The organism is Novosphingobium sp. HNCC26BN242 (assembly GCF_057180525.1).
Map to the genome: position 1 here is coordinate 229,801 of NZ_JBXUGM010000002.1, position 22,881 is coordinate 252,681.

Consider the following 22,881-nt stretch of genomic DNA (forward strand, 5'->3'; position numbering starts at 1 on the left):
CGATGTGGGAGCTGTTCATCTCCGCCTTCATCACCCTGTTCGTGGTGATCGATCCGCCCGGCTGCGCGCCGATCTATGCCAGCCTTACCGGCAACGCGACGGCCAAGCAGGCCTTCAGCATGGCAGTGCGCGCCTGCCTGATCGCCACCGGCATTCTGCTGGTGTTTGCGCTGTTCGGCGAAGACCTGCTTGGTGCGCTGCACATCGAACTCGACAGCTTCCGCATAGCAGGCGGCATCATGCTGTTCCTGATCGCGCTCGACATGGTGTTCGAAAAGCGCACCGAACGGCGTGAGGAACGCGCAGAAAAGGTGCGCACTGCCCAACCGCAAGTAGAGGACGTGTCGGTCTTCCCGATGGCCATGCCGATGCTGGCTGGCCCCGGCTCGATTGCTTCGGTCATGCTGCTGACATCAAAAGCCAAAGGCATAGAGGAAACCGCCGTAATCCTGAGCGCGCTGGGCATCGTGATGTTGATGAGCTTTGTCGCGCTGGTCGCCGCCCGCCCGCTGATCCGAGCGCTGGGCTCGCAAGTTGAAGCGGTGATTACGCGGCTGCTCGGCGTGCTGTTGGCAGCATTGGCGGCGCAGTTCGTGATCGACGGGATCAGAGCGCAGTTTTGATGCGTTAACCGGGACCACCGTTCCAGCGCTCCCTCGCACCGGACACCTGGCCCAACCACCCACTAGTGTATCCTGTCGGGTGGTCGGGCCGGGGGTGCGGGGTGGTGGGTGGTGCAAACTTCAAGCGTCAGCTTGAGGCGGTTCATGCAGCTACTGTAGCGTCACTCGCCCGCCATCATCGCTGTCGCGCTTGCCGAAGAACTGCATCAGCTGCACCAGCAACTCGCACCGCGCGCCCAAAGAATTGGCCTCAAGCAGCGCCTGCTTGGCCGCCGCATCGAACGGGGCGATCTGTGATACGCCATTGATCAGCGACATGTCATCCAGCCTCCCGACCGAATCCCAATCCACCGAATAGCCTTGGGCATCGGCAAACTTGCGCGATTCACGCTCGAACGACGCGCGCTCGACCGCGCTCAACGCCTCGGTCATGTCGTCTTCGATCAGTTCAGCTTCAACCTGGCGGAACAGCGTGGTCACTTCCAGTTCGCGGATCACGCGAAAGCGGGACTTGCCTTCCAGCAGCAAGTTATAGCGGCCATCCTCCATCGCCTCGACATCCACGATCTTGCCCACGCAGCCTATGTTGAACAAGGGCGCGCCCGGTTCGGCCGATTGGGGCTGGATCATCGCAATGCGCCGGTCACGCGCCAAGGAATCGCTGACCATCGCACGATAGCGCGGTTCGAAAATGTGCAGCGGCAGTTGCAGCCCCGGATAGAGCACGGCTCCGGTCAGCGGGAATACCGACAAGCGCACTGGTTTGGTCGCTGCTGCCATCGCGTTTATCCGAACAGTACTGTGGAAAGCTTGCGCCGGGCGGCGGCAACCCATGGATCTTCGAGGCCCGTTGCCTCAAAGATTTGCAGCAGACGCGCTTTGGCCGCGCCATCGTTCCACGCCCGGTCTGCCGCTATCATCGCCAGCAGCTTGGCCGCGGCTTCGTCGCGGTCGCCGGCTGCATAAAGCGCGTTGGCAAAGGCCAGTTGCGCGTCCATGTCGGCCGGACGTTCAGCCGCAGCGGCGCGCAAAGCGGCAAGCTCGGCTTCCTCCGGCGCGTCAAGAGCCAGCGCAAGCGCAGAGCGCGCCTGCGCAAACACCGGATCGGCCACCATTTCGGGGCTAAGCGAATCGAGCACGCCCTGCGCTTCGTCCTTGTGTCCTGCCAAAAGCAGCGCGCGCACCAGCCCGGCATGGGCGAGCGAATTGTCCGGTGCGATTTCAACAATTTGGGCAAAGATGCTGGCGGCGCGGTCGCCATCGCCCTCAGCCAGAACGTCCTCGGCCATCGCCAGCAGCGGCGTGACGTCCTGCTGAACTTCACCAACCTGAATCGGCAGCTTGGCCAGCAACTGGTCCAGATACTGCTTCAACTGCGTTTCGCCGCGCGCTGGCGTCAGGTCCGCCACGGGCTGGCCCTGGAACATGGCATAGACGGTCGGGATCGAGCGCACCTGAAACTGCGCGGCGATGAACTGTTCTTCATCGACGTTCACCTTGGCGAGCACGACGCCCTTGTCAGCATATTCGGCCGCCACTTTTTCAAGCACCGGAGTGAGCGCTTTGCAAGGCCCGCACCACTCCGCCCAGAAATCGAGAATGACCAGGTTGGTCATCGACGGTTCGACCACGTTGGTGCGAAAACGATCAACCGCTTTCTGTTCGTCCAGGCTAAGCCCCATGCTGGCCAAGGTATGTCTCCGACAGGTTCAGGTGCATCTAGGTGTGTTTTAGGTGCACTTCAGGATTTGCCGCACAATGTGGTGTCGCACACCCAATCGGCAAGAGGAAACGCGCCACGGCCCAAAGACTTCGCACCGGGTGCAATTTTGCTGTTGCGCTAATGCCGACTCATGGTTAGAGGCCCCCACACCCCAGCCGGAAGGGACATTCCCCACCCGGCCAGAAACGCACGAGCGGGCGTAGCTCAGGGGTAGAGCACAACCTTGCCAAGGTTGGGGTCGAGGGTTCGAATCCCTTCGCCCGCTCCAGTTTTTCCGGTGTAATTACCGATGGTTAGCGAGGCTGCCGAGAGGCAGCCTTCGTTGTTTCTGGGCTTTGGGGGAGCAGGCGGGGGAGCATAATTTATTATTAGTTTGCCCCTCGGAATCGCAGACTCTAAGATTCCCCAAATGGGGTAACGTCAAGGGAGTGGCCGTGAAATTCATCGAGGATCAAACGGCCCAGAAGCTACGGGGTGGTTACTACACCCCCCTCGATCTTGCGTCCTTCATTTCCCGTTGGGTTGCCGACCTTAAACCAAGCAAGATCCTTGAGCCGAGCTGCGGCGATGGCATCTTCTTCCAGGCGATGGCCGATGTTGGCGGCTTTCAGAAAGCGAACCTTACCGGCTTCGAACTTAACGATGACGAAGCGGGCAAGGCGACGCGACGCGCCAAGGAGCTTGGCCTCCGCCATGCGGACATTCGTTCGGAAGACTTCCTAGGCTGGGCCATAGACAATATGGCAAGGGGCGGCGAACGCTTCGACGCGGTAGTAGGAAATCCGCCATTCGTCCGTTATCAGTTTCTCCCGCCGGAATTTCAGACGCGGGCCGCCACAATCTTCGATGAGCTAGGGCTAAAGTTCACCAAGCACACAAATGCGTGGGTGCCGTTCATCCTCGCCTCAATGTCGTTGCTTCGACCGGGTGGCCGGTTGGCGATGGTTGTTCCGGCCGAGATCATCCACGTCACCCACGCCCAGTCGCTGCGGAGCTATCTTGGCAAAGAGTGTCGTCGGCTTGTCATCATCGACCCGGAGGAACTGTGGTTCGATGGTACGTTGCAAGGCGCTGTGATCCTTATGGCCGAGAAGCGCGGTAATGCTCGCCAGAAGGCCGAGGGCCTTGGCATGGTGCCAGTGCGAGGCCGGGAGTTTCTTCGTCGGCCCCCAGCTGAGGTGTTTGCAGAGCCGCAGTCGATCAACGGAAAGACGGTCGCAGGCAAATGGACACGGGCATTGCTCGATCTAGAGACGCGCGAGCTGTTCGACGAACTCGAAGCACATAATGACGTTCATCGCTTCGATGATATCGCGCGCGTTGACGTTGGTATCGTTACGGGCGCGAATAAGTTCTTCCTTGTCCCCGACGAGACGGTAAGTAGCTATAACCTAGCCAAATATGCTCATCCCATGTTTGGCCGTAGCGAACACTGCCCCGGCGTGATCTATGACGAACGCCAACACGCCGCGAATGCGGAGAAGGGAAGTCCAACCAACTTCCTCTGGTTCGATGACGCTCCCAATAAAATGTCGAGCCGGGCACGCCAATATATCGAGCGTGGCGAGGCCGAAAATCTGCACACCAGATATAAATGCCGTATCCGCGCCCCGTGGTACAAAGTGCCGTCGGTCTATTCGACCGAAGTCGGAATGCTCAAACGGTGTCACGACACACCGCGCCTCATCCTCAATAAGATAGGGGCCTACACCACGGACACAGCCTATCGCATCCGTACCCGCGAGGGCGAGGGCGAACGGCTGGTGGGATGCTTCATTAATCCGCTAACGGCGCTAAGTGCGGAACTCGAAGGAAGACACTACGGCGGCGGCGTACTCGAACTTATCCCGTCCGAAATCGAACGGCTAATAATACCTCTCCCCAAAGGGGTCACGCCCGACCTAGGAGATTTGGACGCCTCTATCCGTACTCGACCGACGCACGAAACGTTGGAGCGGCAGGGGAAGATTGTCCTCGGCGCGCTGGGCATCTCCAAGGCGAAGCAAGGCCGTGCATTAGAAGGTTGGCGTAAGCTGCGGGATCGGAGACATCGAACTTCAACGGATACGCTTGAGGCCTAACTAGTCGATTTCGACTTGGAACTCTGTCGGATCAGCGGTTGAGCGCCAGATACGCATTGTCCGCTCAAGCAAATCCTCGCGCGCGACAAGCGGACGAGCCTCGTTCCAGCTCAGGCTGGTCGGGGAGTTATGGTCTGCCGCCGCCGCTGCCGCTCGTGTCAGACTGTGCCTCAGCGTCAGGTCAAACGTACCGACCAGAACTCCTTTTATAACGAGATCAAACTGTTGATCTGCAGTTTCTATCGTACCGTTCAAGGCCCAGGCGAGATGCCCAAATAGATCATCCCGGAAATAAGTTACCCGGTCAATGTCATCGAATGTGCCGGAGCCAAGCGTAGTCGATCCGGTCGGATTGGAGTTCGGGCCGGTGGGAATACCAAGTGACCGTCGGCTCAGGGGTTTGCTTTCCCAGACCAATTCCAAATCGGGAGCGATAGTCGTAGAAGCGCCAGCGGCATTCCCCGGCGAGGCTGCAACGGGAGCCGCTGCCGCTGGTTGGATAGGCGCAACAACCGGAGCTGGGGCTGCGGGCGGACCTTTGGCCTTGGCTTTGCCTCGCAGTGCCTTTGGCTGCATCTTCATGCGAGGTGTCGGGTCTGTGCTGCCTGCCTTCGCTTTTGTAGCAGCGCGTGGCGGCGGTGCCGCCAGTTCGTCGATCAGTCGTCCTGCATCCAACAGTACATTCACCATCGCCTCGTTCGCGATCACAAATACATTTTCAGGGTGTTCGCCTGTCAGGCCGTCAAAAGATGCCTCCAAGTTTTCTACGAACGCTGCATCATGGGCATCGTCAAACGACAGATCGACTAAGACACCAGCTTCGATGTTATTGTTCAAACCTCCTAAAGTGAGATTTGCACTGCCTACGGACAGCTTGGCCGAAGCGCCTGTGCGCACATAATATAATTTCGGGTGGAACAGCAGCATTCGCGTTCCGGTGTCAACCGCGTATAGTGAAACCCCTATTTCCAGTAGCCTCTTAAGAGCTTGGGCCGAAGTTATTTCGTTTCTGATGCCTGCGTATACCGTGATCTTGTTGGCGTGGGCTGCCAGCAATGGCGCAATATGGTCCACGCCGTCCTGCGAGACGAAGGCAACACTTACGATAGCGCGCTCGACGTCTTGCGCGAACATTTCGCCGATAACTTCGGCGTGTGTCCGCTTAGTCAGCCCTTGCAGAATCAGTTCTAACGACACCGGTACCCCCTGTTGGGGGAACATCGTAGCCAGCAATCCCGATCGACTGCAATGGCTTCGCTTTAGCTTACGGTGAGAAGGGACTCATGTCGGCCGCCCTGAGGCGGCAGTATTTGCACAAGCGATGCCCCGGCCCTTCGCTGGCAAAGGGCGTGCTGCACATGAGGCATGGCCGGGTTGTCGAGCCGGGCGGACCTCCCTTCACGTATCGCCCCCGCCTCGGCTGAGCGCCGGGGAGGCGTGGACCTTTGCCCAGAGGGGAGGCGGGCTGTGCCGTCATGCCTCGTCGTCCGTATCGCCGGGACGCGGGCCACGGTCCCAGCGCAGCCGCCCGCCGTGGAGCGCCAAGGCCTCGTCGCGGGCGTCGAGGTAGCGCAGGTGTGCCGCCGGATCCGCCCAGAGGGGGTCGATATCTGCCTCGCGCGGCTCGACGCCCCGGCGCAAGTCCGCCAGCACCCTTTCCAATGCCGCCGCGCGGGTAGTGGCGGCGAAGCGCGCAGCCTCTTCGAGCGCTGGGCTATGGCCGGGGGCTGGCGTCGCATGGCGGGCGACATAGGCGTCCGCCAGCAAGCGGGAGATCGCATCGCTCATAGCTTCTTCGCCGCGCTTTCCTTGGTCCACGCGCGGATGGCGACGACCTTCCCGCTCGGGCGCTTGGCCCGCCAATATTTCTTCTTACGGAGGAAGCCGCCAATCCACGTCCGGTCGAGATACTGCTCGACCTCGCCCTTAGTGGGGACGCCGTCCTTGACGGTGTATGCGATGAGGACGCCCCGCCGGAACGTGTTGATCTTGGTGTAGGTGTATGGCCATGCCATCGGTCAGCCCTCCCGCAATGCCTTGACGGACTTTTCCGCCTGAACGACCGGCATATTGCGGAGCGCCAGCACCCCGCCGTATCGCTTGACGATGGCGCTGCTCGCCGCCGCGACGTGCTCAATGGTCACGTCGGTTGCGTCGAGCTGGGCGCTATCGACGGGCGCGAAGCGCGCCGCCGCCCGCGTTCGGATGACCGCGTGCATCCCAGCGTCGAGGCCGGACAGGAAGGGTGGGGCGTGAAGGACGGCGGAAACCGTGGGCAGGTCGCCCGCCTCCAACGCGTCCATGACGAACTTGGCCCGCTGGTCCGGGCGCTTCAACGCCTTGATGTGCGACCGTACCTCGCTCGCCAGCGCCAGCCCTTCCGGGGTGCGCCGGGCGGGCGCGTCGAGCGCCGTTTCCACGCGCTTCGCCAGCGCGTCGCGATAGCCCTGCAACTCCGTCATGCGGCGGTCCACCGCCGGGGACGTGCGAGCGAACGCCTGTTCCGCCGCCGCGACAAAGTCCTCAGTGTTCACAATCCGGGTCGGCTTGCCGTTGACCATGCGGACATTGCCGGTGATTTCGGTGCGCCCGCCCCGGTCGGCGGGATGCTGGCGACGCACCGCTGGTTCCGCCGCCGCCTGCAAGTCGCGCTCGGCATCGTTCATCCGCCCAAATAGGTCGTAGCAGAGGCGCAGCGCTTCCCGCCCGGCGGACACGACGGACACGCCCAGAGTGTTGGGCTGTTCGAGAGTGGCATTGAAGCCCAGGAGGGCATCGGGGTGCATATTCAGCGGCACGTCGCTGCGGACGAGCGTGCTTTCGTCAAGCGGCGTGGTCATGGGCTTCTCCTTCTCAATACCAGCCGGTCACGCGGCCATATCCAACGCGGACGGCGGCGTGCATCACGGCATATCTGGCGGCGTCGGCGGCGTGGTCGGGGCCGGTCGTCAGCACATCTTCGGGGCGTGACGGGTCGCGTTCGATGAACGGGACGGTCTGCCAAAAATAGCGGCAACGGGCGGTGATCCACATGCCGGGACGGCCATTGCGTTCCTTGGTGTTGTGCAGCCTTTCACGCATCGCGGCCCATCCCGCCACGCGCTCCTTGCGCGGGCGCTGGAGGTGGACGCCATGCCGACCAAGCACGTTGAGCAAGGTATCTTCCAGCCCGCGCGCGTCGTCTCCGACGCCCTCAGCCGGGACGCCCCAACGCCCGCACATTTCCAGCACTGCTTCCGCGAGCTTGCCCGGCGGCCAGCCGAGGCCGACGTTCGGGTCGTTCGGCTCTACGGTCGCCAGCTCGTCCAACAGGATCAGGCTGTCCTTGGGGAACGGACCAATATCGCCGGGGGCCTTGAGGCAAACATAGGTAACGGACGGCGCGGCGCTGCCCCAATCCATCGCGAGAAAGGGACGCCAGCCGCGCTTGGGGTTGGGATAGGGCCATGCGACGGGCAGCATGTGCGTCCGTTCGTCCAGCGTTCCGCCGAAGAACGCGCCGCGCGCAATGTTCCAGTCACCGCTGAGCCATGCCCGCATCAGCTCTTCGTCGTTGCCGCAAGCGGCCATGAGGCGGCGGCGATAGTCGTGCTGATCGAGGTGGGGATTGTCGATCAGCGTGGAAGGGCAATTCACCCACGTCTCCCCGTCCACCTCATAGGGGTGCCATGCGAGGGCGCGGGCGATGTAGTTGTGATGGATGAGGGCGTGCAGTGGCCCGCCGGGGTTGGCCGTGCGGACCTCCCGCAAGGGCATCCCCTCTTCCGCCCGAAGGTTGGACTTGAGCATGTCTACCCAGCGCCGGTCACGGAGCAAGCCGAACTCATCCACAGCGAGCAAAGTGAAGCTGCGGCCCTGGAACTTCTTGTAGGCGTTCGGGCCGTCGAGCTGGCCGCATTCGATGATCGCGCCATTGGGCAGGCGGAAAGTGTGGTCCGCCCGGTTGTGGCGAACGCTGCGCCCGTAGGCCGTGGACAACAGGGCGTCGAGTTGCTCTTCCAGCTCCTGCACAGCCTTGTGCGTTTCGCGGACGATAAGGGGCCGGGCGCGCTCACCATGCTTCTCGACGTGGCGCAGCACCAGCAGCAGCGCCGCCGTGGACTTGCCACCGCCGCGCCCGCCCGCCAGCAGCAAGTTCCACTTCTCGGGCACCGCCAGCACGGTCGCTTGATATGGCGTGGGGGAAATGCCGCTCATCGCATGGTGCCCGGAGAGGGGAGCGCCGGGGCGTCGGGAACGGCGGGCAGCTCGGTCACGCGGATCGCGCGAAGATAGGCTTCGGGCGTCTGGCTGTCGGGCAGGTTGATGGTGATGTTGGGCCGGGCGTCCGGCGCGTCGCCCTCGCGCCAGCCGAGCCGGGCCTTGGTGAGGTAGATGGCCGCAACGACGTTGCCCTTGCGGGCCTGCCCAAGCAGGAGGTGTGTCAGCTCATCGCCCAAGGCGGCAAGGCCGCGCTCGAACGCATCGTCAACCTCGGGGATGCGACGGCGCATATCGGTCATGGTCTTGCGGTCCATGCCGAGCCGCTTGGCAATGGTGCGCTGGTCGTTGCCGAGCGCGGCCATTTCCTCGATCACCGCCAGCCCCGCCGGGGTGACGGTGATCGGGGCCGTCTTGCCGCGACCGGTGCGCGTGATGAGGGCGGTAGCTTCCATGCCTCGACCTTACCCCTCGTAGGGGCAGGCGCTCGGGGGGTTACTCGCTGAATAAGCGGGGGAAATTGGCGCGACTGACACCGCCGGGGGAGCACTCGGGGAGCACGGCCCCTTTTAGTGGGCACGAGGCCGGGACACGTCCCGCCTTGCGGCCCTTTTTTAGGGCGGGAGGGGCGGGATGGCAGAGGTTTTGCCCAGAGGGAGGTGGCACTCCCTAAGTCGGCTACGCCGCCCGACTGCCAACCCGGCTTGCCGAACCGACTTGCCCTAAGCCCTTAGTTTCTCTTCTCTTTCTTCTCTCTAAGTCGGTTAAGTCGGGTAAGTCGGGAAGAACAGAGTAACAACCGAACAGCTATGCCAAGCCACCAACTGCCCCTCTCTGGGCATTTCCCCCGAACAAGTGCCAACCCCCGACTTACCCGGCTTCCCGACTTATTCGCCCGTAAGCCACCGTTCCCGCACGCTTTTCCTCAAGCCGGGTTGCTAAGTCGGCTCGACTTAACCGCGACGCCCATGCTGCCCCGGAAGCTCTGGCTCGTCGTCATAGCGGCTTGGACGATCTTCCAGCCCCCAAGTCGCCACCGACCCCGGCCATTCCATTGTGCGCCCAAGATGTGCAGCCCAACGCGCCCGGCACGTCCCCAAATCGGGAAGCCAATAGCCCCGCCACTGGCGCTTGGCGTAACCCGCGCCAAGGTATTCGCGGACGCTCACAGCCCCGTCGCCCGCCAGCACGCGCAAGGCATCACCGAGCGCCCGCTCGTGTTCCTCTCCGAGCCGCCCGGCCTCTGCCAGCGCCCGCGTCGCGACGAACACCGCCCCCGCCTTATCATTGGTGTCATGCAGGCCCGGCACCTCGCCGTCGCGCAGCATATTGTGGACCAACCGCATCGCCGGGGGCAGGCTGTGGTTCTTCTGTTCCTGCAAAGCTGCCGTCTTGGGCCGGTCGCGCACGTCCCATGCGCCAGTTTCCAGCATCTTCCGCCAATACGCCCCGCGCAGCCACCGGAACAGTGCTGAACGCCCGCCGTCGCGCCATTCGTCCACGATGGCACCGAAATAGGTGCCGCTCTGGTTGTGCGCGCCCGCGTCCACGTTCAGCACGAGGTAGCGCCGGTCGTCGCCTTCCGCCCGGACGACATGCTCGTCGTTGCTGGCGATGATGAGCCGAAACAGCTTCTTCGCCATGAACCCATCGACGCCCTTGGGATGAATGAAAATCTCGTCGTCGGTGATGAGCGTCTTGAGCGTGGCGGCATGCTGGCGGTTGCCGGCGAAGAAAGCCTCGTCCGCAAACACAATGCACTTGTCCTGTAGCCCATCTCGTCGGTGGCCGCCCACACGGCCTTGATTTCCTCGTCGGTCAGCGCCCGCTCGCTGGGTTGAAGGGTGAGATCGCGGCGCGTCATACCCGCCATCGGCGACGCCCCAATCAAAGATTTCTCGGTCGCGTAGTTCATCAGCCGCGACATCATCTTGCGGACCTCGCGGGCGGTGCCGTGCTTGTCGTCCGCCACAAGGTCATCCAACAGCTTGTGGATGTTCGCCTGTGTCACGTCCGCAATAGGGCGAGTGCCCAGAGAGGGCCAGACGTAGTCGCGCAAAACCTGCTCCATGCGCGGCCATGTCTCCACTTGCTTCTTCGCCAGCTCGATCATGCGCTTCGACACGGCCTCGACGCTGTTGGTATGGCGTAACAGATTGGTGTCGCGGCGTTCGGGCCGGGGATCGCGCCCGGTCAATGCCTGCCCGATGATCCGGCTGGCTTCGCTTCGGGCCTCCGCGACGCCTAACATGGGGAACTGCCCGATGGTGATGCGCTTCTGTGATCCTTTGAGAGGCCTACCCGTGGGGCTGACGCCGCGCTCACCGGGAACTTTGTAAATCACCGACCACGACTTCACGCCCGTCTCGCCAATGCGAAGCACAAGGCCGCGCTGGATCGCGTCGCCAATCTCGCGGCGGGTGCCGCGCGGGGCAGACATCTTCGCCACCCCTTCCTCGGTAAACGCCTTCTTCTGTCCTCGTGCCATCCCGGCCTCCTCTAGCTGGGGGAGCACCGGGGGAGCAGATATGCAGGGGCTTCCCCGGAACCAGCAGGAACGAACCGTGCCCAGTATTGGCAGCAAAGGCAAGCACTTACGCTGTCACGAAAGTTTCCAGTGGGAACCGGGTGGGCCTGCTCAGCACAACCTTGCCAAGGTTGGGGTCGAGGGTTCGAATCCCTTCGCCCGCTCCAGTTTTCCCAAGAAAACTAATCAATTGCACCTCGCGTAGCTCGCGAGGCCTTGGTGACAAAGCTCCAATCGCTCGCCGTTGTCACCACATTGTCACCAATGCGAAACCAACTCAGGGCCAGTCAGGCGATCTCCCAAGTTCAGCTTAGACTGATCGTATCGATCGCCGATCTCAAGCCTTTCGGCCCGAGTGAGCTACTTCGGCATAGGCACCGGTAGGCGGATCGCTCGCTCCTCCGCAGAACCAACCACTCGTTAAGCCGCTGATCCCTGGGCTAGGCGACTGTCGAGCGGGGTGGTCCCGCTAGCCGCAACATGCCACTGACAACCGCACAATCGCTTGGCTGGAACCCCTCCGGGATACTGGTGACGGTGATCGTCATCATCAAGACCAGCCAGGGCTATTCTGTTATCTCTGCCCCCAAATTCCGGTCATTGAAAAGATCTGATCGAAAGGTGGACACAGAAAGAGATTGTGATGCCGAAGCAGGATGGCTGGGATGTTGCGGCGGGACTGAAAGCGCCAAAACCGCAGATCACGGCCTGCTACCGTGATAAAATCCAGGATGAACCGTACGCTCTGTTGCCTGTGCAGTTGCAAAACAGCTTGGATATCTGAGATGCCCATACGCTCAAGAAACCGACCATGACGGACCGGAGCCTACTGATAGCGAAAGCAGGCACAGCTATTCCTGCACGCCATCGATAAGAAGTTTACCGAAAGAGGCCGTCTCTTTCATTAAGTTGGCCAGCGTGAAGCGATCCAGGTGACGGAAGAAAGCTTCGACCCCGCCGGACAGCACGTGGCGCAATTGGCAAGCGGGCGTGATGACGCACGAATTGGTTTGCGGATCAAAGCACTCTACGAAACTGCCGGTTTCCTCAAGCCTACGAGCAACCTGACCGACATTGATCTGATCGGCAGGCAGCGCGAGCTGCAGACCGCCTGCGCGTCCGCGCGCGGCCGCCACAAAGCCCTCGGCCACCAAGCGCTGGGCGACTTTCATCAGATGGTTTTTTGATATTCCATAAGCCCGAGCAATCTCGCCGATAGACCGCTGGCCATCGTGAGCCGCCAGATACATCAGCGTACGCAAGGCGTAATCGGTGTGGAGCGATAATCTCATTAAAGATGCATATAATATATTGCTTTAAAGTTCCAGCGGCGTTAAAAGATGCAAATGAAATACCTAATTAAAGTGATAGGCCAATGACGCCCACACCCCATGCCGCGTCGGTTCGCGCACAGAAACGCGCTGCGGCCAACCAAGCCGGACTAGACGATGCCCTCATCAGTCTCCTGGTCGATGCGTTCTATGCGCGCATAAAATCGGACGATCTTCTAGGCCCGATCTTTGCCGAACACGTGGCCGATTGGTCGCAGCATCTGCCGCACATGAAGGATTTCTGGGCCTCGATCATGATCGAATCCGGTCGCTTCACCGGCAGGCCGATGCAGAAACACATTGCACTCGGCATCTTGGACCAGACCCATTTCGTGCGTTGGCTAGCACTTTGGGACGAAACCGTTGCACTCCATGTTTCAAACCCGGCTGTCGCTGACAGGTTTCGTGCATCCGCCCAACGGATTGCAGACAGTCTGCTGACAGGCGTGCTGCTGGAACGCGGCGGTTTGGCAGCTTTGCACTCACGGTCGGTTAAACCGACAGTCAAGGGGATAATGCAATGACCCAAACACCTTATGCATCCTCAGCCGTGTTCGATGAGCAAAGCTTACCGGACGCATTGCGCAACGATCACCGAACGAAGGACGGGACCTGGGGGCTGTTGCGTGTCTTTACCGGTGAAGTGCACCTGATTTTCACTGATCCACGCCGCGAAGTTCTGGTCACGCCGGATAGGCCTGCGCCCATTGCGCCGATGGAAACGCATTACGTGGTGCCACTTGGCAAAATGTCGATGCAGGTGGAATTTTACAGGTCGCGTCCAGACCTCGACGATAACGCTGCGCACGAGCATATTGATGGATGACATTACTATCGCGCGCATTGTCCACGTGGTGGCGGTGCTGTTCTGGATCGGCGGCGTGGGGTTTGTGACTCTGGTGATCATGCCCACCATCCGGCGCCATGAACGCGCGTCTGAATGGTTGGGCAAATTCCATGCGATTGAAGGTCTGTTTGCCGCGCAGGCCAAGCTTTGGGTTCTGCTCGCAGGGGCCAGCGGATTCTGGATGGTTCACCGGGCAGACATGTGGGGCCGCTTTGCCGATCCGCAATTCTGGTGGATGCACGCAATGGCGGGGCTGTGGGCAATCTTCATGCTGATGCTGTTCGTCATGGAACCGCTGTTTCTGCACCGCCGGATGGCAACATCCATCACACCCCAAACCGATTTCAAGCGCATGGAGCATGTTCATCGCATCCTGCTTATGCTGGCGGTAATCACGCTGATCGGTGCGGTTGGCGGAAGCCACGGTCTGTTTTGATTGATGACACTTCAACTGGGCGCGGTGAAAATTGGTGCAGGCAATTTACTCTCGGTTGAGCGCAAAGCCAACATACCGCCTTGTAAATACTAGTATTCGCACCAAGTAGCATTTGACATCGCGGCACTGCTTCCGCGCGCGAAAACGCCAGACAACAATACCGTTCTGGCTTCTTTTTCCAAAGATTTAGAGCATCGTCCGCCTTTGTTTGGACGGGTTCCCCAAGTGTCCTGAAAGGACCGACCATGGTTAACACCATCCTGACTCCAGATCGGCAAGGATTGGCCGATGAACGTGCCGCCCAGCCCGTCATTCATCATACACCCCATGGCTTTTCGGATCGGTTTGCACTGGGCTTCACGAAGCTTCTTCGTTTTACCGCCGATACATTTTTCGCCAAGCGCTACGGCCATCGCGCCATCGTTCTGGAAACGGTTGCTGCCGTGCCGGGCATGGTGGGGGCGATGTTCACGCATCTGACCAGCTTGCGCAGCATGAAGGACGATGAAGGCTGGATCCGCACCTTGATGGAAGAGGCGGAGAATGAGCGCATGCACCTGATGACTTTCATCGAAATAGCAAAACCCACGCTGTTCGAACGACTGGTCATCCTGACGGTACAATGGATCTTTCTGGCGCTGTTTTCGGTGCTCTATCTTGTTTCTTCACGCACGGCGCATCGCGTTGTCGGGTATTTCGAGGAAGAGGCCGTGATCAGTTATGCGCTGTATCTGCAGGAAATTGACGAAGGCCGCTCACCAAATGTTCCGGCTCCGGCCATTGCAAAGCATTATTGGAAAATGGCAGACAATGCGACCCTGCGCGATGTTGTTTTGCTGGTTCAGGCCGATGAAGCGCATCACCGCGATGTCAATCACGGCTTTGCCAACAAGCTTGGTGGACAACCAGCCAATCCACGCATGACAGCGCCCTACCCAGAGCATGCCGATGAAATACGGATGAACGCATAAAGTGGCGTTTAGAATTGCATCGTGCCGGTTTCTATAAAGCGCTGATGCCAAGATAACGCCTCGCCCGGCAAAGTTGGTGTTTGTTGCCCGTACGACCCGCCCCGCGCACGGCGATAATAGTCGGCCAATGCGGGGCGGTAATCGGGATGCGCGCAATTCTCGATAATCACGGCTGCGCGCTGCTTGGGGCTTAGGCCGCGCAAATCGGCCAAGCCTTGTTCCGTGACGAGCACCTGCACGTCTTGCGATATGTGATCGACGTGGCTGGCCTGCGGGACGATGGCGGAAATCTTGCCCCCTTTCGCGGTAGAGGGCGTCATGAAGATCGAGACATAGGCGTTGCGCGCAAAATCGCCCGAGCCGCCAATGCCGTTCTGAATCCGCGAACCCATGATATGCGTCGAATTGACGTTGCCATAGATGTCAGCCTCAATCAGCCCGTTCATGGCCAGACAGCCAAGCCGCCGGATGAGCTCGGGATGATTGCTGATCTCTTGCGGGCGCAGGATCATGCGATTGCGGTAAGCACCCAAATCCGCATTCAGCCGCGCCGCTGCTTCGGGACTCAGCGAAAATGCTGTGGCAGAGGCCATGCGCAATTTGCCGGAATCGAGCAGGTCCAGCATCCCGTCCTGAATAACCTCGGTATAGGATGTCATCGCCTCGAACGGAGAGGTGACAAGACCGGTCAAGACAGCATTGGCAATGTTACCGACGCCCGATTGCAGCGGCAATAGCGAGGGCGGCAACCGGCCTTTGCCAACCTCGTGGCGAAAGAATTCAATCAGGTGGCCCGCAATTGCATGCGCGGCCCCATCGGGCGCGGCAAATGGCAGATTGCGATCCGGCGCTTCGGTCTCGACGATGGCAACGATCTTGGCAGGGTCTACGCGAAAATAGGCTTCACCAATCCGGTCATCAGGACGGACCAAAGGAATGGGCACGCGGTTTGGCGGCAGGGCCGTGCCGTAATAGATGTCGTGCATCCCCTCCAACGCAGGGTTCTGCCATCGGTTGACCTCAAGGATGATCTGATCGGCGCGGTCCAGCCATGTCTTGTTGTTGCCGATGGATGACGACGGAATCAAAGAGCCATCGGCGCGGATGCCGGACACTTCAACAACTGCCGTATCAAGCGGTCCAAGAAAACCCTGCCAAGCCATCGGTGCGACCTGGCTCAAATGCATGTCGAAATAATCCATTTCGCCGCGATTGATCTTTTCACGGGCGATTGGATCGGAATTGTACGGCAGGCGAAATTCGATGCCGTTGGCTTTTGCCAGCGCGCCATCCAGTTCCGGGCCGGTTGAAGCACCGGTCCAGACTCTCACCTGAAAGGGCCTGCCCGCAGCGTGCTCTGCCTCGATCCGTGCAGCCAACGCCATCGGCACCAGTTTGGGGTAACCCGACCCGGTAAAGCCGCTCAAGCCAATAGTGCTTCCCGGTGCAATCAGCGTTGCAGCCTCATCAGCACCCATGATGTGCTTGCGCAAACTCTCACACAAAATCCGACCCATTTTTCTCTCAATCGATTTGGAAGTTGGCGGGGAATTTTGGCGAAGTGATGATTTATCATATATTTGATTAGCACCGATCGCCAACCACACCCTAAGCCTTTTGCATATGTTCCGCGCTGACAGACATCCGGCGCATGACGGGTTTGCAAGCTTCCAGCAACACCAGCAGACCCACTCCGAGGCCCAGCGCCATCACCATATCGTCCCAATCGATCGATCCGAATTTCAGCAACTCTTGCGCTTGTGGCAGCAACAGGATCAGTGCGGTCACCGCACCAATCGCGGCCAAAACATAGCGCAAAGCAACGTTGCGCCGGATAACCGCTTTGGTCAGCGACGCGCTGAATGAGCGGTTGATCAGAATCAGTGCGACGATCTGCGCAATCAGGGCAAAGAACATGAGCGCACGCAGTTCAACTTCGGGCATGCCAGCCCTTGTCTTGAAGAAGAACACGGCGGCCAGCATCGCAAACGCAAGCCCGCCCTGAAATACGCTCCATGCGATCATCGGCAAAGAAAACAGCGCTTGTGATGGATCACGCGGACTTCGCTGCATGATGTCGCGTTCATCGCTTTCGGCTTCGAACACCAATGCGCAAACCGGATCGATGACCATTTCCAGCAAAGCGATATGGATCGGCCCGAACAGGATGGGCAACCCGAAGAACAACGGCAGCAGCGCCAATCCCGCAATCGGCACATGCACCGCAAAAATAAACGCCATCGCTTTGCGAATGTTATCGTAAATGCGCCGCCCCAACCGCACGGACTGGACAATTGAGCCGAAGTCATCATCTAGCAGCACCATCGCCGATGCCTCACGCGAAACGTCGGTGCCGCGCTTGCCCATAGCGATGCCGATGTGCGCAGCTTTCAGCGAGGGCGCATCATTTACGCCGTCACCTGTCATCGCCACAACCTCGCCATCGGCCTTGAACGCCTGGACGATGCGCAGCTTCTGTTCTGGCATGATCCGCGCGAACACCGTGACTGTCTTCAGCCGCTCTGCCAACCGGTCATCATCAAGCCCGCCAAGGTCTGCGCCAGTCAGCACGTCTCCCTCGGCAATGCCTGCCTGTGTCGCGATAGAACGCGCAGTCGCAGCATAGTCGCCGGTTATCATCACCACCCGAATGCCAGCGCTACGGCACTCTGCCACTGCTGCAAGCACGCTGGCGCGCAAGGGATCAGCTAGACCGACCAACCCTGCCAATTCATAGGCAAAGCCGGTTTGGGTATCCGGCCAGTTCCGGTCATTAGCAACAGCTCTTGCAACCGCCAGCACGCGAATGCCGCGCACCGCCATCGCATCGACCGCGGCGCGCATTGCAGCGAATGCTGCAGGCTCCAGTTTGCACAACTCTGCGATTGCCTCCGGCGCACCCTTGGCCGCAATCTGCAAAGCGCCGTCCATCTCCCACACGTTCGACATCGCCAACAGATCGGGACTAAGGCCATAGGCATGGACCAGCCTGCCCTGTGGCGATTCCGGTGATGGCACCGCCCCGCGTGCTGCGTGGAGCGCAATGTCCATCGGATCAGTGGGATCGGGTGCGCTGGCAAGGGCCGCTGTCTGGATAAGCGGCTGGAATGCATCGGGCACAGCGACGCCCGCTGCCATTTCGAACGTCTCGCCAGAAGGCAGCCATATTTTGCTTAGCGACATCCGGTTTTCGGTCAGAGTGCCTGTTTTGTCCGTGCACAGCACGGTTGCCGAACCCAGCGTTTCGATCGCTGATGCACGCCGCGTCAGCACACCCACTTTGCCAATTCGCCAGGCGCCCATGGCAAGGAACACGGTCAGGACAACCGGAAACTCCTCGGGCAACATCGACATGCCGATAGCGATGCCTGCCAGGATGGCTTCGATCCAGCCACCGCGCAACAAGCCGTATAAAAGCACAACGGTTAAAGCGACCGCACCGCCGCCAATCGCACACCAGCGCACAATCCGCATCGTCTCGGTCCGCAGACGCGGGGCTTCGGTATCAAGGGCCGCCAGCGATTGTCCGATCTTGCCAATCTCGCTGCGCGGACCCGTGGCCACAACACGCGCAATGCCGGTGCCGCGGGTTATCAGGGCACCGGAAAAAACGTAAGGTAACCCCTCCCCGCCCGGACGCGCAGCCTCATCCACAGTTTCGACAGCAGACGCCACTTTGCCCACTGGCAGCGATTCACCCGTCAACAGCGATTCATCAGCCTCAAGCTCGGTCGCTTCGATCAACAGCGCATCGGCTGCGATCCGGTCACCCTGTTCAAGCACCAGCAGGTCATCACAAACCACCTCGCGGCCAGCAATGCGCACATGCGACCCACCGCGGATCACCAATGCGCGCGGGGCCGACAAATCGCGCAAGGCTTCAAGCACATGTTCGGTGCGCGTTTCCTGCACCACGGTAACGATGATCGAAAAGCTGGCAAAGCCGAGCAGAATCAGCGCTTCGGCCAGATCACCCAACAGCAGATAAGCTATGCCGCCCACCAGCAACAACGCCAGCATAGGCTCGCGCACCACCTCCAATGCAATGCGCCATACCGAACGCCGACCCACGCGTGGCAATTCGTTCGGACCGTCCGCTGCCAGCTTGGCCTGTGCCGCCTCTGCACTAAGGCCGGTGCGGCTATGGACATCAATCATCACCACACCCGCCGCCTAAGCCTTGGCCGTCATCATATTCAGAAGCGCTGCGATGGCAGGAGCTGCAGTTGTCGATGTTCCTGATACCTTTTTCCAGATGCTCGGCACATATTTGCGCGCACTGACGCTCATGGCAGTGATAACAGGTGTAACGCTTGAAACTGCCTTTCGTATGGCACGTTGTGCAACTGGCGTTGTGTAGACCGGTCAGAGCACAGAAACAGCGGAAACGCCGATTGTTTCAAGTGCTGGGGAGGTCTGGTAGTGGTTCATCGCCGAGATTGCATCAGATGCACGATCCACGCCGTGGACTTTGTGTGCAACCTTTCAATGTCATGTGGAAAGATAACACCATGAAAATCAATGATGTGCTCGGCACGGGTCGCAAGCTGTCTGACGGTGGCGAAAAGGTGGGGAACGCTGGAGCCAGCACGCTCGGACTGGAAATCACCATCAAAAAAATCAGCGATCATGCAAAGGTCGCCACCTCGGGCACAGCATCAACCTCAGGCATCATGATTGAAGACAAAGTGGTTCAGGCAGGCCGACTGGCCAAGCAAGACAATCTTACCCAAGGGCTTCAGGCATAAGCGATGGAATCGCACGACATCGTTATCGTCGGCGGAGGCCAGATGGCGCTGGCGCTTGGCTATTATCTGCGTCGGGCCAAAGCGGATTTCTTGATCCTTGATGCTGAACACGGCCCCGGCGGTGCTTGGCGACACGGGTGGGACTCGCTGCGGCTGTTTTCCCCTGCTGGCTACAGTTCGCTGCCCGGATGGTTGATGCCGCCCACGCAGCACGAGGGCTATCCCACGCGTGACGACGTCCTCGATTACCTGACCCGCTATGAAGCGCGCTATGACCTTCCAATCAAGCGACCTGTGCAGGTGCAATCGGTCGAGCGCTTAGATGACCATCTGGAGCTTGTGACCGATACAGGCCGATTTGCGGCACGCGCAGTCGTAGGTGCGACAGGAACATGGTCCAAGCCGCACATTCCCGACATCGTGGGTCGCGATGTGTTCAAGGGCACCCAGATCCATTCCGCACAATATATCAGCCCTGACGATTTTGCCGGCCAAACCGTGCTGGTGGTTGGTGGCGGCAACAGCGGCGCACAGATCATGGCCGAAGTTGCACCGGTGGCGCGGGCGTTGTGGGTTACCACGCAAGACCCGTTGTTCCTGCCCGAAGATGTTGATGGCCGCGTCCTGTTCGAACGCGCCGTCGCGCGAATGAAAGCAGGTCCCCAGAGCACGCCCGTTGGCGGCATTGGTGATATTGTCCAAGTCCCGCCCGTAAAAGCAGCAAGAGAGCGGGGTGATTTGGTATCTGTGCGGCCATTTGATCGAATGACCGGCACCGGTGTCATCTGGGCAGACGGTTCGGAAATGGCCATTGACGCCGTAATCTGGTGTACCGGCTTTCGTCCCGCACTGGATTATCTAGGCCCCCTTGATGTCCTGGAGCCTGACGGACGTGTGCTGGTTGAAGCCCATCGCTCCGTCAAAGAGCCACGGCTTTGGCTGGCAGGTTTCGGCGATTGGACCGGGCCGGGTTCGGCCACCTTGATGGGAGCGGCACGGACCGCACGGGACTTGGCCTTGGCGATATTCAGACGAGAGCAGGGCGTTGTTGATAAGGCGTAGCGTTTATACCAACGCGGCAAGCGCCCCAACAACCCAAAACTACCTTAAGACGAATAGCAACGGTCACGGGTGCGTGGCGTGGCGTGGCGTGGCTCAGTATGGCGTGGGCAATTGGCCCAAATCCGGTCTTCGTCACAAACATAGGCGCCACTTCATGACTGACCGGTTTCGGCGCCCCCAGCCAATGCCGATAGAAATAGAGATCAGACGGAATGTCCCACGATGCTGCGGTCCGCTTCAGACAGCACGCGACCAGACCCGGTCGCTCAGATTGGCTGCGTTGATCGTCATATCTAGCCGGAAGCGGTCGATCAGCGAGAAGGATGTGGATGGTCAGTTTTGATTCACATGTCCAGTCACTGCGACTCAAATGCCGAGCGTCCAAAAGCAAATGTAGTTCGCAACTTGGTATAGATGGCCCGTAGGACAATAACGCGTGACGTTCCGCTGGTGAGCATATTAGAGAAAGCTGGTCATAAGATCCAAACTACATGAACCATGCTGGATCGCCGTGTTGATGCTGTGGCCATGACTCGTGACGACCAGCTTTTACGGGAAGGCAGCGATCGCGCTGGCGGATGAAATAATGGCGCGCCCTACGCGGAATCTTCTAATTCAATGAGCGTGGAGCAAACCCAGAATCCACATTGCCCGCCCCAGGTTTCAACGCCAGGATAAGCACGATCGAAGCGGTCTGAAGAACCGTGCGCAACCGGCTTTAACGCTCCACTCCAATCATGGTTGCAGGCAGGATTGAACTTGGACTGTGTTGAGCGTAGAAGATTCTTGTGCAATCGCTTAAGCAATCGTCTCAAAGCAGCTTAGCGCATCCAGGACTTGTCGCCGCGGCAATTTTGCTTGTCTCGGCCTTGACATGGACCGTTCCCATGCTTGCTCTTCTTGCCAGCACTGCCTGGCAGACGGAGTCTGGCAGTATAGGGCCCTTGACGCTGATGATGGGCCTCGGCGTGCTATGGTATGAGATTCGGTTGCATCAGCGGTATGAAGAGGAGGGAAATGGTTACGCTTTTGCCCTTTTTTGTACTTTGGGCTGTGTACTTTACACCATCGCCATCGGAATTGCCTTCACTGCACTTGCGGTAGCTGCCGCCTGGATCGTATTGGTTTCGGGAATTTACTGGCTCCATGGCTTAAGGGTCCTACGCAAGCTTTGGTTCCCGTTGCTTTATCTTCTACTCGTCGTGCCACTGCCTTACAGTCTGACGTATTCCGGTGGTGCATGGTTGGGTGCGGCCCTGGCGAGGATTGCGACTGAGTTGCTGCAATTCGCGGGATTGGAAGCAGCGTATAGTGACAACATGTTGTTCATTGACCAGTACGAGATGTCCGTTGAGCTTGCCTGTTCCGGTCTGAGTTCGACGGTGAGCCTTATTGCAGTGACGATCATATATGCCAGATGGGTCCACCGAAGCGAGCCGTTCCGGATCGGTTATCTGCTAGTCTTAGCTCTACCAATTGCATTTCTGGCCAATGTTTTGCGCGTGGCGCTGTTGGCGATCGCAGTTCATAGTCAGGGAACTACGGTGCTGCATTCTGTCGTCCATCCTTTGTCAGGACTGTTCAGCTTCATTCTCGCCATAATGCTCAGCCTGACAGTCGACAAGGCGATCTCAGTTGCATTGAGAGTAGTGAAATGAAGCCGATCGATCGCAGGCATCTGATTCTGGCTTTAGCACTTGCTACAGGAACCGGGGCGGTCGCGTTAACTCGCCCGAACAGACGGCTTGTCTCGACGCGTGGTCTGGCGCTTACCGAGGCGGCGCTGGAGCATGTCAAGGGTTGGGAGAACGTGGAGCTTTCCGATTTCATCCTGCCGCTGAAAAGCAGCCTCGAAAGCGCCACTTACAATGCGCAGATCCTGAAAGGCTATCGCAACTCGGCAGGTCGCTCACTCTACTGCCTTGTGGCATATGGCGCTGTTCAGGACTATGCGTTGCAGTTACACAGCCCCCAAATATGCTATCCTTCTTCGGGATTTACCATCATCAGTATCGCTGACTTCGATCTGATTCTTGTTGGCAAAGCAGTGCCTGCGCGCATCCTGATAGCGAAGCGCGGCAGGCGGACAGAGACTGTGCTTTACTGGTCAAGGGTCGGCGATTCCTTCCCGCAAACGCAATGGCAGGTCCGTTCCAAGATCGTCGGAAGTTTCCTATCAGGCACTCTAGCCGATGGGCTGCTGGTCCGGCTTTCAACCACTGAACTTGAAGGCGAGCGGGCGGTGGATGAATTGTGCAGTTTCGCCCGGGAATTTGCATCAGGCATGACAGTCGGGGCAGCCAACTTTGTGTTCGGGGCATAAAGCATGCGA

23 protein-coding genes, 1 tRNA gene and 1 pseudogene are annotated in these 22,881 nt (G+C 59.6%); 12 read left to right on the plus strand and 13 right to left on the minus strand.

Annotated features, from left to right (window positions below):
- Positions 1-2 precede the first annotated feature (2 nt).
- On the plus strand, positions 3-623 hold the full coding sequence (locus AC2A1F_RS08720) for a MarC family protein (RefSeq protein WP_484208375.1): 621 nt from the start codon (positions 3-5) through the stop codon (positions 621-623).
- Between the two features lie 150 nt (positions 624-773).
- Here the strand turns inward: AC2A1F_RS08720 and AC2A1F_RS08725 are convergent, their stop codons facing one another.
- Complete coding sequence (locus AC2A1F_RS08725) at positions 774-1,403, minus strand: LON peptidase substrate-binding domain-containing protein (RefSeq protein WP_484208376.1); 630 nt, start codon at positions 1,401-1,403, stop codon at positions 774-776.
- A gap of 5 nt (positions 1,404-1,408) precedes the next feature.
- A complete protein-coding gene (locus tag AC2A1F_RS08730) occupies positions 1,409-2,305 on the minus strand; it encodes a tetratricopeptide repeat protein (protein WP_484208377.1) in 897 nt (298 codons plus the stop codon).
- A 234-nt stretch (positions 2,306-2,539) separates the two neighbouring features.
- Here AC2A1F_RS08730 and AC2A1F_RS08735 point away from each other — a divergent pair.
- Positions 2,540-2,614 (plus strand) — tRNA-Gly (locus AC2A1F_RS08735).
- A 166-nt stretch (positions 2,615-2,780) separates the two neighbouring features.
- Positions 2,781-4,427, plus strand: coding sequence for an Eco57I restriction-modification methylase domain-containing protein (locus AC2A1F_RS08740; RefSeq protein WP_484208378.1), 1,647 nt, complete (start codon positions 2,781-2,783; stop codon positions 4,425-4,427).
- On the opposite strand, the gene AC2A1F_RS08745 is transcribed toward AC2A1F_RS08740, so the two are convergent.
- From AC2A1F_RS08745 to AC2A1F_RS08780, 8 genes and pseudogenes are all read right to left on the minus strand, one after another.
- Complete coding sequence (locus AC2A1F_RS08745; protein ID WP_484208379.1) at positions 4,428-5,624, minus strand: hypothetical protein; 1,197 nt, start codon at positions 5,622-5,624, stop codon at positions 4,428-4,430.
- A 276-nt stretch (positions 5,625-5,900) separates the two neighbouring features.
- Positions 5,901-6,245, minus strand: coding sequence for a hypothetical protein (locus tag AC2A1F_RS08750; RefSeq protein ID WP_484208380.1), 345 nt, complete (start codon positions 6,243-6,245; stop codon positions 5,901-5,903).
- Positions 6,212-6,442 carry a hypothetical protein gene (locus tag AC2A1F_RS08755; RefSeq protein ID WP_484208381.1) on the minus strand — a complete coding sequence of 77 codons (231 nt, stop codon included), beginning with the start codon at positions 6,440-6,442 and terminating at the stop codon, positions 6,212-6,214. The genes AC2A1F_RS08750 and AC2A1F_RS08755 overlap by 34 nt, the downstream gene beginning before the upstream one ends.
- 3 nt (positions 6,443-6,445) lie before the next feature.
- On the minus strand, positions 6,446-7,267 hold the full coding sequence (locus tag AC2A1F_RS08760) for a hypothetical protein (protein ID WP_484208382.1): 822 nt from the start codon (positions 7,265-7,267) through the stop codon (positions 6,446-6,448).
- 13 nt (positions 7,268-7,280) lie between these two features.
- Positions 7,281-8,624: a terminase large subunit domain-containing protein gene (locus AC2A1F_RS08765; RefSeq protein WP_484208383.1), complete on the minus strand. Its 1,344-nt coding sequence runs from the start codon at positions 8,622-8,624 to the stop codon at positions 7,281-7,283.
- On the minus strand, positions 8,621-9,082 hold the full coding sequence (locus tag AC2A1F_RS08770) for a hypothetical protein (protein ID WP_484208384.1): 462 nt from the start codon (positions 9,080-9,082) through the stop codon (positions 8,621-8,623). Before AC2A1F_RS08770 ends, AC2A1F_RS08765 begins: the two co-directional genes overlap by 4 nt.
- A gap of 498 nt (positions 9,083-9,580) precedes the next feature.
- Entirely contained in the window at positions 9,581-10,423 is an 843-nt protein-coding gene (locus AC2A1F_RS08775; RefSeq protein ID WP_484208385.1) for a primase-helicase family protein, read from the minus strand.
- Positions 10,424-10,500: 77 nt separating this feature from the next.
- Positions 10,501-11,115: pseudogene (locus tag AC2A1F_RS08780) on the minus strand (integrase arm-type DNA-binding domain-containing protein); the annotation flags it as partial.
- Positions 11,116-11,797: 682 nt separating this feature from the next.
- Between AC2A1F_RS08780 and AC2A1F_RS08785 the strand changes: the two are divergent.
- Positions 11,798-11,938 (plus strand): hypothetical protein, encoded by a 141-nt coding sequence (locus AC2A1F_RS08785; protein WP_484208386.1) that lies wholly within the window; start codon positions 11,798-11,800, stop codon positions 11,936-11,938.
- A gap of 67 nt (positions 11,939-12,005) precedes the next feature.
- Here AC2A1F_RS08785 and AC2A1F_RS08790 read toward each other — a convergent pair whose 3' ends face one another.
- Positions 12,006-12,446 carry an RrF2 family transcriptional regulator gene (locus AC2A1F_RS08790; RefSeq protein ID WP_484208387.1) on the minus strand — a complete coding sequence of 147 codons (441 nt, stop codon included), beginning with the start codon at positions 12,444-12,446 and terminating at the stop codon, positions 12,006-12,008.
- Positions 12,447-12,529: 83 nt separating this feature from the next.
- Between AC2A1F_RS08790 and AC2A1F_RS08795 the strand changes: the two genes are divergently transcribed.
- The 4 genes from AC2A1F_RS08795 to AC2A1F_RS08810 all read left to right on the plus strand — a co-directional run bounded on the left by AC2A1F_RS08795 (position 12,530) and on the right by AC2A1F_RS08810 (position 14,739).
- Positions 12,530-13,009, plus strand: coding sequence for a group III truncated hemoglobin (locus AC2A1F_RS08795; protein WP_484208388.1), 480 nt, complete (start codon positions 12,530-12,532; stop codon positions 13,007-13,009).
- Complete coding sequence (locus AC2A1F_RS08800; protein WP_484208389.1) at positions 13,006-13,311, plus strand: TehB-like domain-containing protein; 306 nt, start codon at positions 13,006-13,008, stop codon at positions 13,309-13,311. The genes AC2A1F_RS08795 and AC2A1F_RS08800 overlap by 4 nt, the downstream gene beginning before the upstream one ends.
- Positions 13,304-13,768 carry a hypothetical protein gene (locus AC2A1F_RS08805; RefSeq protein ID WP_484208390.1) on the plus strand — a complete coding sequence of 155 codons (465 nt, stop codon included), beginning with the start codon at positions 13,304-13,306 and terminating at the stop codon, positions 13,766-13,768. Before AC2A1F_RS08800 ends, AC2A1F_RS08805 begins: the two co-directional genes overlap by 8 nt.
- A gap of 245 nt (positions 13,769-14,013) precedes the next feature.
- Complete coding sequence (locus AC2A1F_RS08810; RefSeq protein ID WP_484208391.1) at positions 14,014-14,739, plus strand: alternative oxidase; 726 nt, start codon at positions 14,014-14,016, stop codon at positions 14,737-14,739.
- Positions 14,740-14,747: 8 nt separating this feature from the next.
- On the opposite strand, the gene scpC is transcribed toward AC2A1F_RS08810, so the two are convergent.
- On the minus strand, positions 14,748-16,256 hold the full coding sequence (gene scpC / locus AC2A1F_RS08815) for a succinyl-CoA:acetate CoA-transferase ScpC (protein ID WP_484208392.1): 1,509 nt from the start codon (positions 16,254-16,256) through the stop codon (positions 14,748-14,750).
- A gap of 91 nt (positions 16,257-16,347) precedes the next feature.
- Positions 16,348-18,897 carry a cation-translocating P-type ATPase gene (locus AC2A1F_RS08820; RefSeq protein ID WP_484208393.1) on the minus strand — a complete coding sequence of 850 codons (2,550 nt, stop codon included), beginning with the start codon at positions 18,895-18,897 and terminating at the stop codon, positions 16,348-16,350.
- A 290-nt stretch (positions 18,898-19,187) separates the two neighbouring features.
- Here AC2A1F_RS08820 and AC2A1F_RS08825 point away from each other — a divergent pair, with 290 nt between their 5' ends.
- The 4 genes from AC2A1F_RS08825 (at position 19,188) to AC2A1F_RS08840 (ending at position 22,872) form a co-directional block, all read left to right on the plus strand.
- Complete coding sequence (locus AC2A1F_RS08825; protein ID WP_484208394.1) at positions 19,188-19,487, plus strand: thioredoxin domain-containing protein; 300 nt, start codon at positions 19,188-19,190, stop codon at positions 19,485-19,487.
- 3 nt (positions 19,488-19,490) lie between these two features.
- On the plus strand, positions 19,491-20,549 hold the full coding sequence (locus AC2A1F_RS08830; protein ID WP_484208395.1) for an ArsO family NAD(P)H-dependent flavin-containing monooxygenase: 1,059 nt from the start codon (positions 19,491-19,493) through the stop codon (positions 20,547-20,549).
- Positions 20,550-21,436: 887 nt separating this feature from the next.
- The gene (locus AC2A1F_RS08835; protein WP_484208396.1) at positions 21,437-22,207 is read left to right on the plus strand and encodes an exosortase/archaeosortase family protein; all 771 of its coding nucleotides are present in this window, start codon (positions 21,437-21,439) and stop codon (positions 22,205-22,207) included.
- Positions 22,204-22,872, plus strand: a complete 669-nt coding sequence (locus tag AC2A1F_RS08840; protein ID WP_484208397.1) for an exosortase C-terminal domain/associated protein EpsI — start codon at positions 22,204-22,206, stop codon at positions 22,870-22,872. The genes AC2A1F_RS08835 and AC2A1F_RS08840 overlap by 4 nt, the downstream gene beginning before the upstream one ends.
- Positions 22,873-22,881 lie beyond the last annotated feature (9 nt).

Bases quoted from the DNA above. Each gene is read 5' to 3' on its own strand.
- AC2A1F_RS08720 (WP_484208375.1), top strand. From the start codon at position 3: ATGTGGGAGCTGTTCATCTCCGCCTTCATCACCCTGTTCGTGGTGATC.
- AC2A1F_RS08725 (WP_484208376.1), bottom strand. From the start codon at position 1,403: ATGGCAGCAGCGACCAAACCAGTGCGCTTGTCGGTATTCCCGCTGACC.
- AC2A1F_RS08730 (WP_484208377.1), bottom strand. From the start codon at position 2,305: ATGGGGCTTAGCCTGGACGAACAGAAAGCGGTTGATCGTTTTCGCACC.
- AC2A1F_RS08755 (WP_484208381.1), bottom strand. From the start codon at position 6,442: ATGGCATGGCCATACACCTACACCAAGATCAACACGTTCCGGCGGGGC.
- AC2A1F_RS08760 (WP_484208382.1), bottom strand. From the start codon at position 7,267: ATGACCACGCCGCTTGACGAAAGCACGCTCGTCCGCAGCGACGTGCCG.
- AC2A1F_RS08765 (WP_484208383.1), bottom strand. From the start codon at position 8,624: ATGAGCGGCATTTCCCCCACGCCATATCAAGCGACCGTGCTGGCGGTG.
- AC2A1F_RS08770 (WP_484208384.1), bottom strand. From the start codon at position 9,082: ATGGAAGCTACCGCCCTCATCACGCGCACCGGTCGCGGCAAGACGGCC.
- AC2A1F_RS08785 (WP_484208386.1), top strand. From the start codon at position 11,798: ATGCCGAAGCAGGATGGCTGGGATGTTGCGGCGGGACTGAAAGCGCCA.
- AC2A1F_RS08790 (WP_484208387.1), bottom strand. From the start codon at position 12,446: ATGAGATTATCGCTCCACACCGATTACGCCTTGCGTACGCTGATGTAT.
- AC2A1F_RS08795 (WP_484208388.1), top strand. From the start codon at position 12,530: ATGACGCCCACACCCCATGCCGCGTCGGTTCGCGCACAGAAACGCGCT.
- AC2A1F_RS08800 (WP_484208389.1), top strand. From the start codon at position 13,006: ATGACCCAAACACCTTATGCATCCTCAGCCGTGTTCGATGAGCAAAGC.
- AC2A1F_RS08805 (WP_484208390.1), top strand. From the start codon at position 13,304: ATGGATGACATTACTATCGCGCGCATTGTCCACGTGGTGGCGGTGCTG.
- AC2A1F_RS08810 (WP_484208391.1), top strand. From the start codon at position 14,014: ATGGTTAACACCATCCTGACTCCAGATCGGCAAGGATTGGCCGATGAA.
- scpC (WP_484208392.1), bottom strand. From the start codon at position 16,256: ATGGGTCGGATTTTGTGTGAGAGTTTGCGCAAGCACATCATGGGTGCT.
- AC2A1F_RS08820 (WP_484208393.1), bottom strand. From the start codon at position 18,897: ATGATTGATGTCCATAGCCGCACCGGCCTTAGTGCAGAGGCGGCACAG.
- AC2A1F_RS08825 (WP_484208394.1), top strand. From the start codon at position 19,188: ATGCACGATCCACGCCGTGGACTTTGTGTGCAACCTTTCAATGTCATG.
- AC2A1F_RS08830 (WP_484208395.1), top strand. From the start codon at position 19,491: ATGGAATCGCACGACATCGTTATCGTCGGCGGAGGCCAGATGGCGCTG.
- AC2A1F_RS08835 (WP_484208396.1), top strand. From the start codon at position 21,437: ATGCTTGCTCTTCTTGCCAGCACTGCCTGGCAGACGGAGTCTGGCAGT.
- AC2A1F_RS08840 (WP_484208397.1), top strand. From the start codon at position 22,204: ATGAAGCCGATCGATCGCAGGCATCTGATTCTGGCTTTAGCACTTGCT.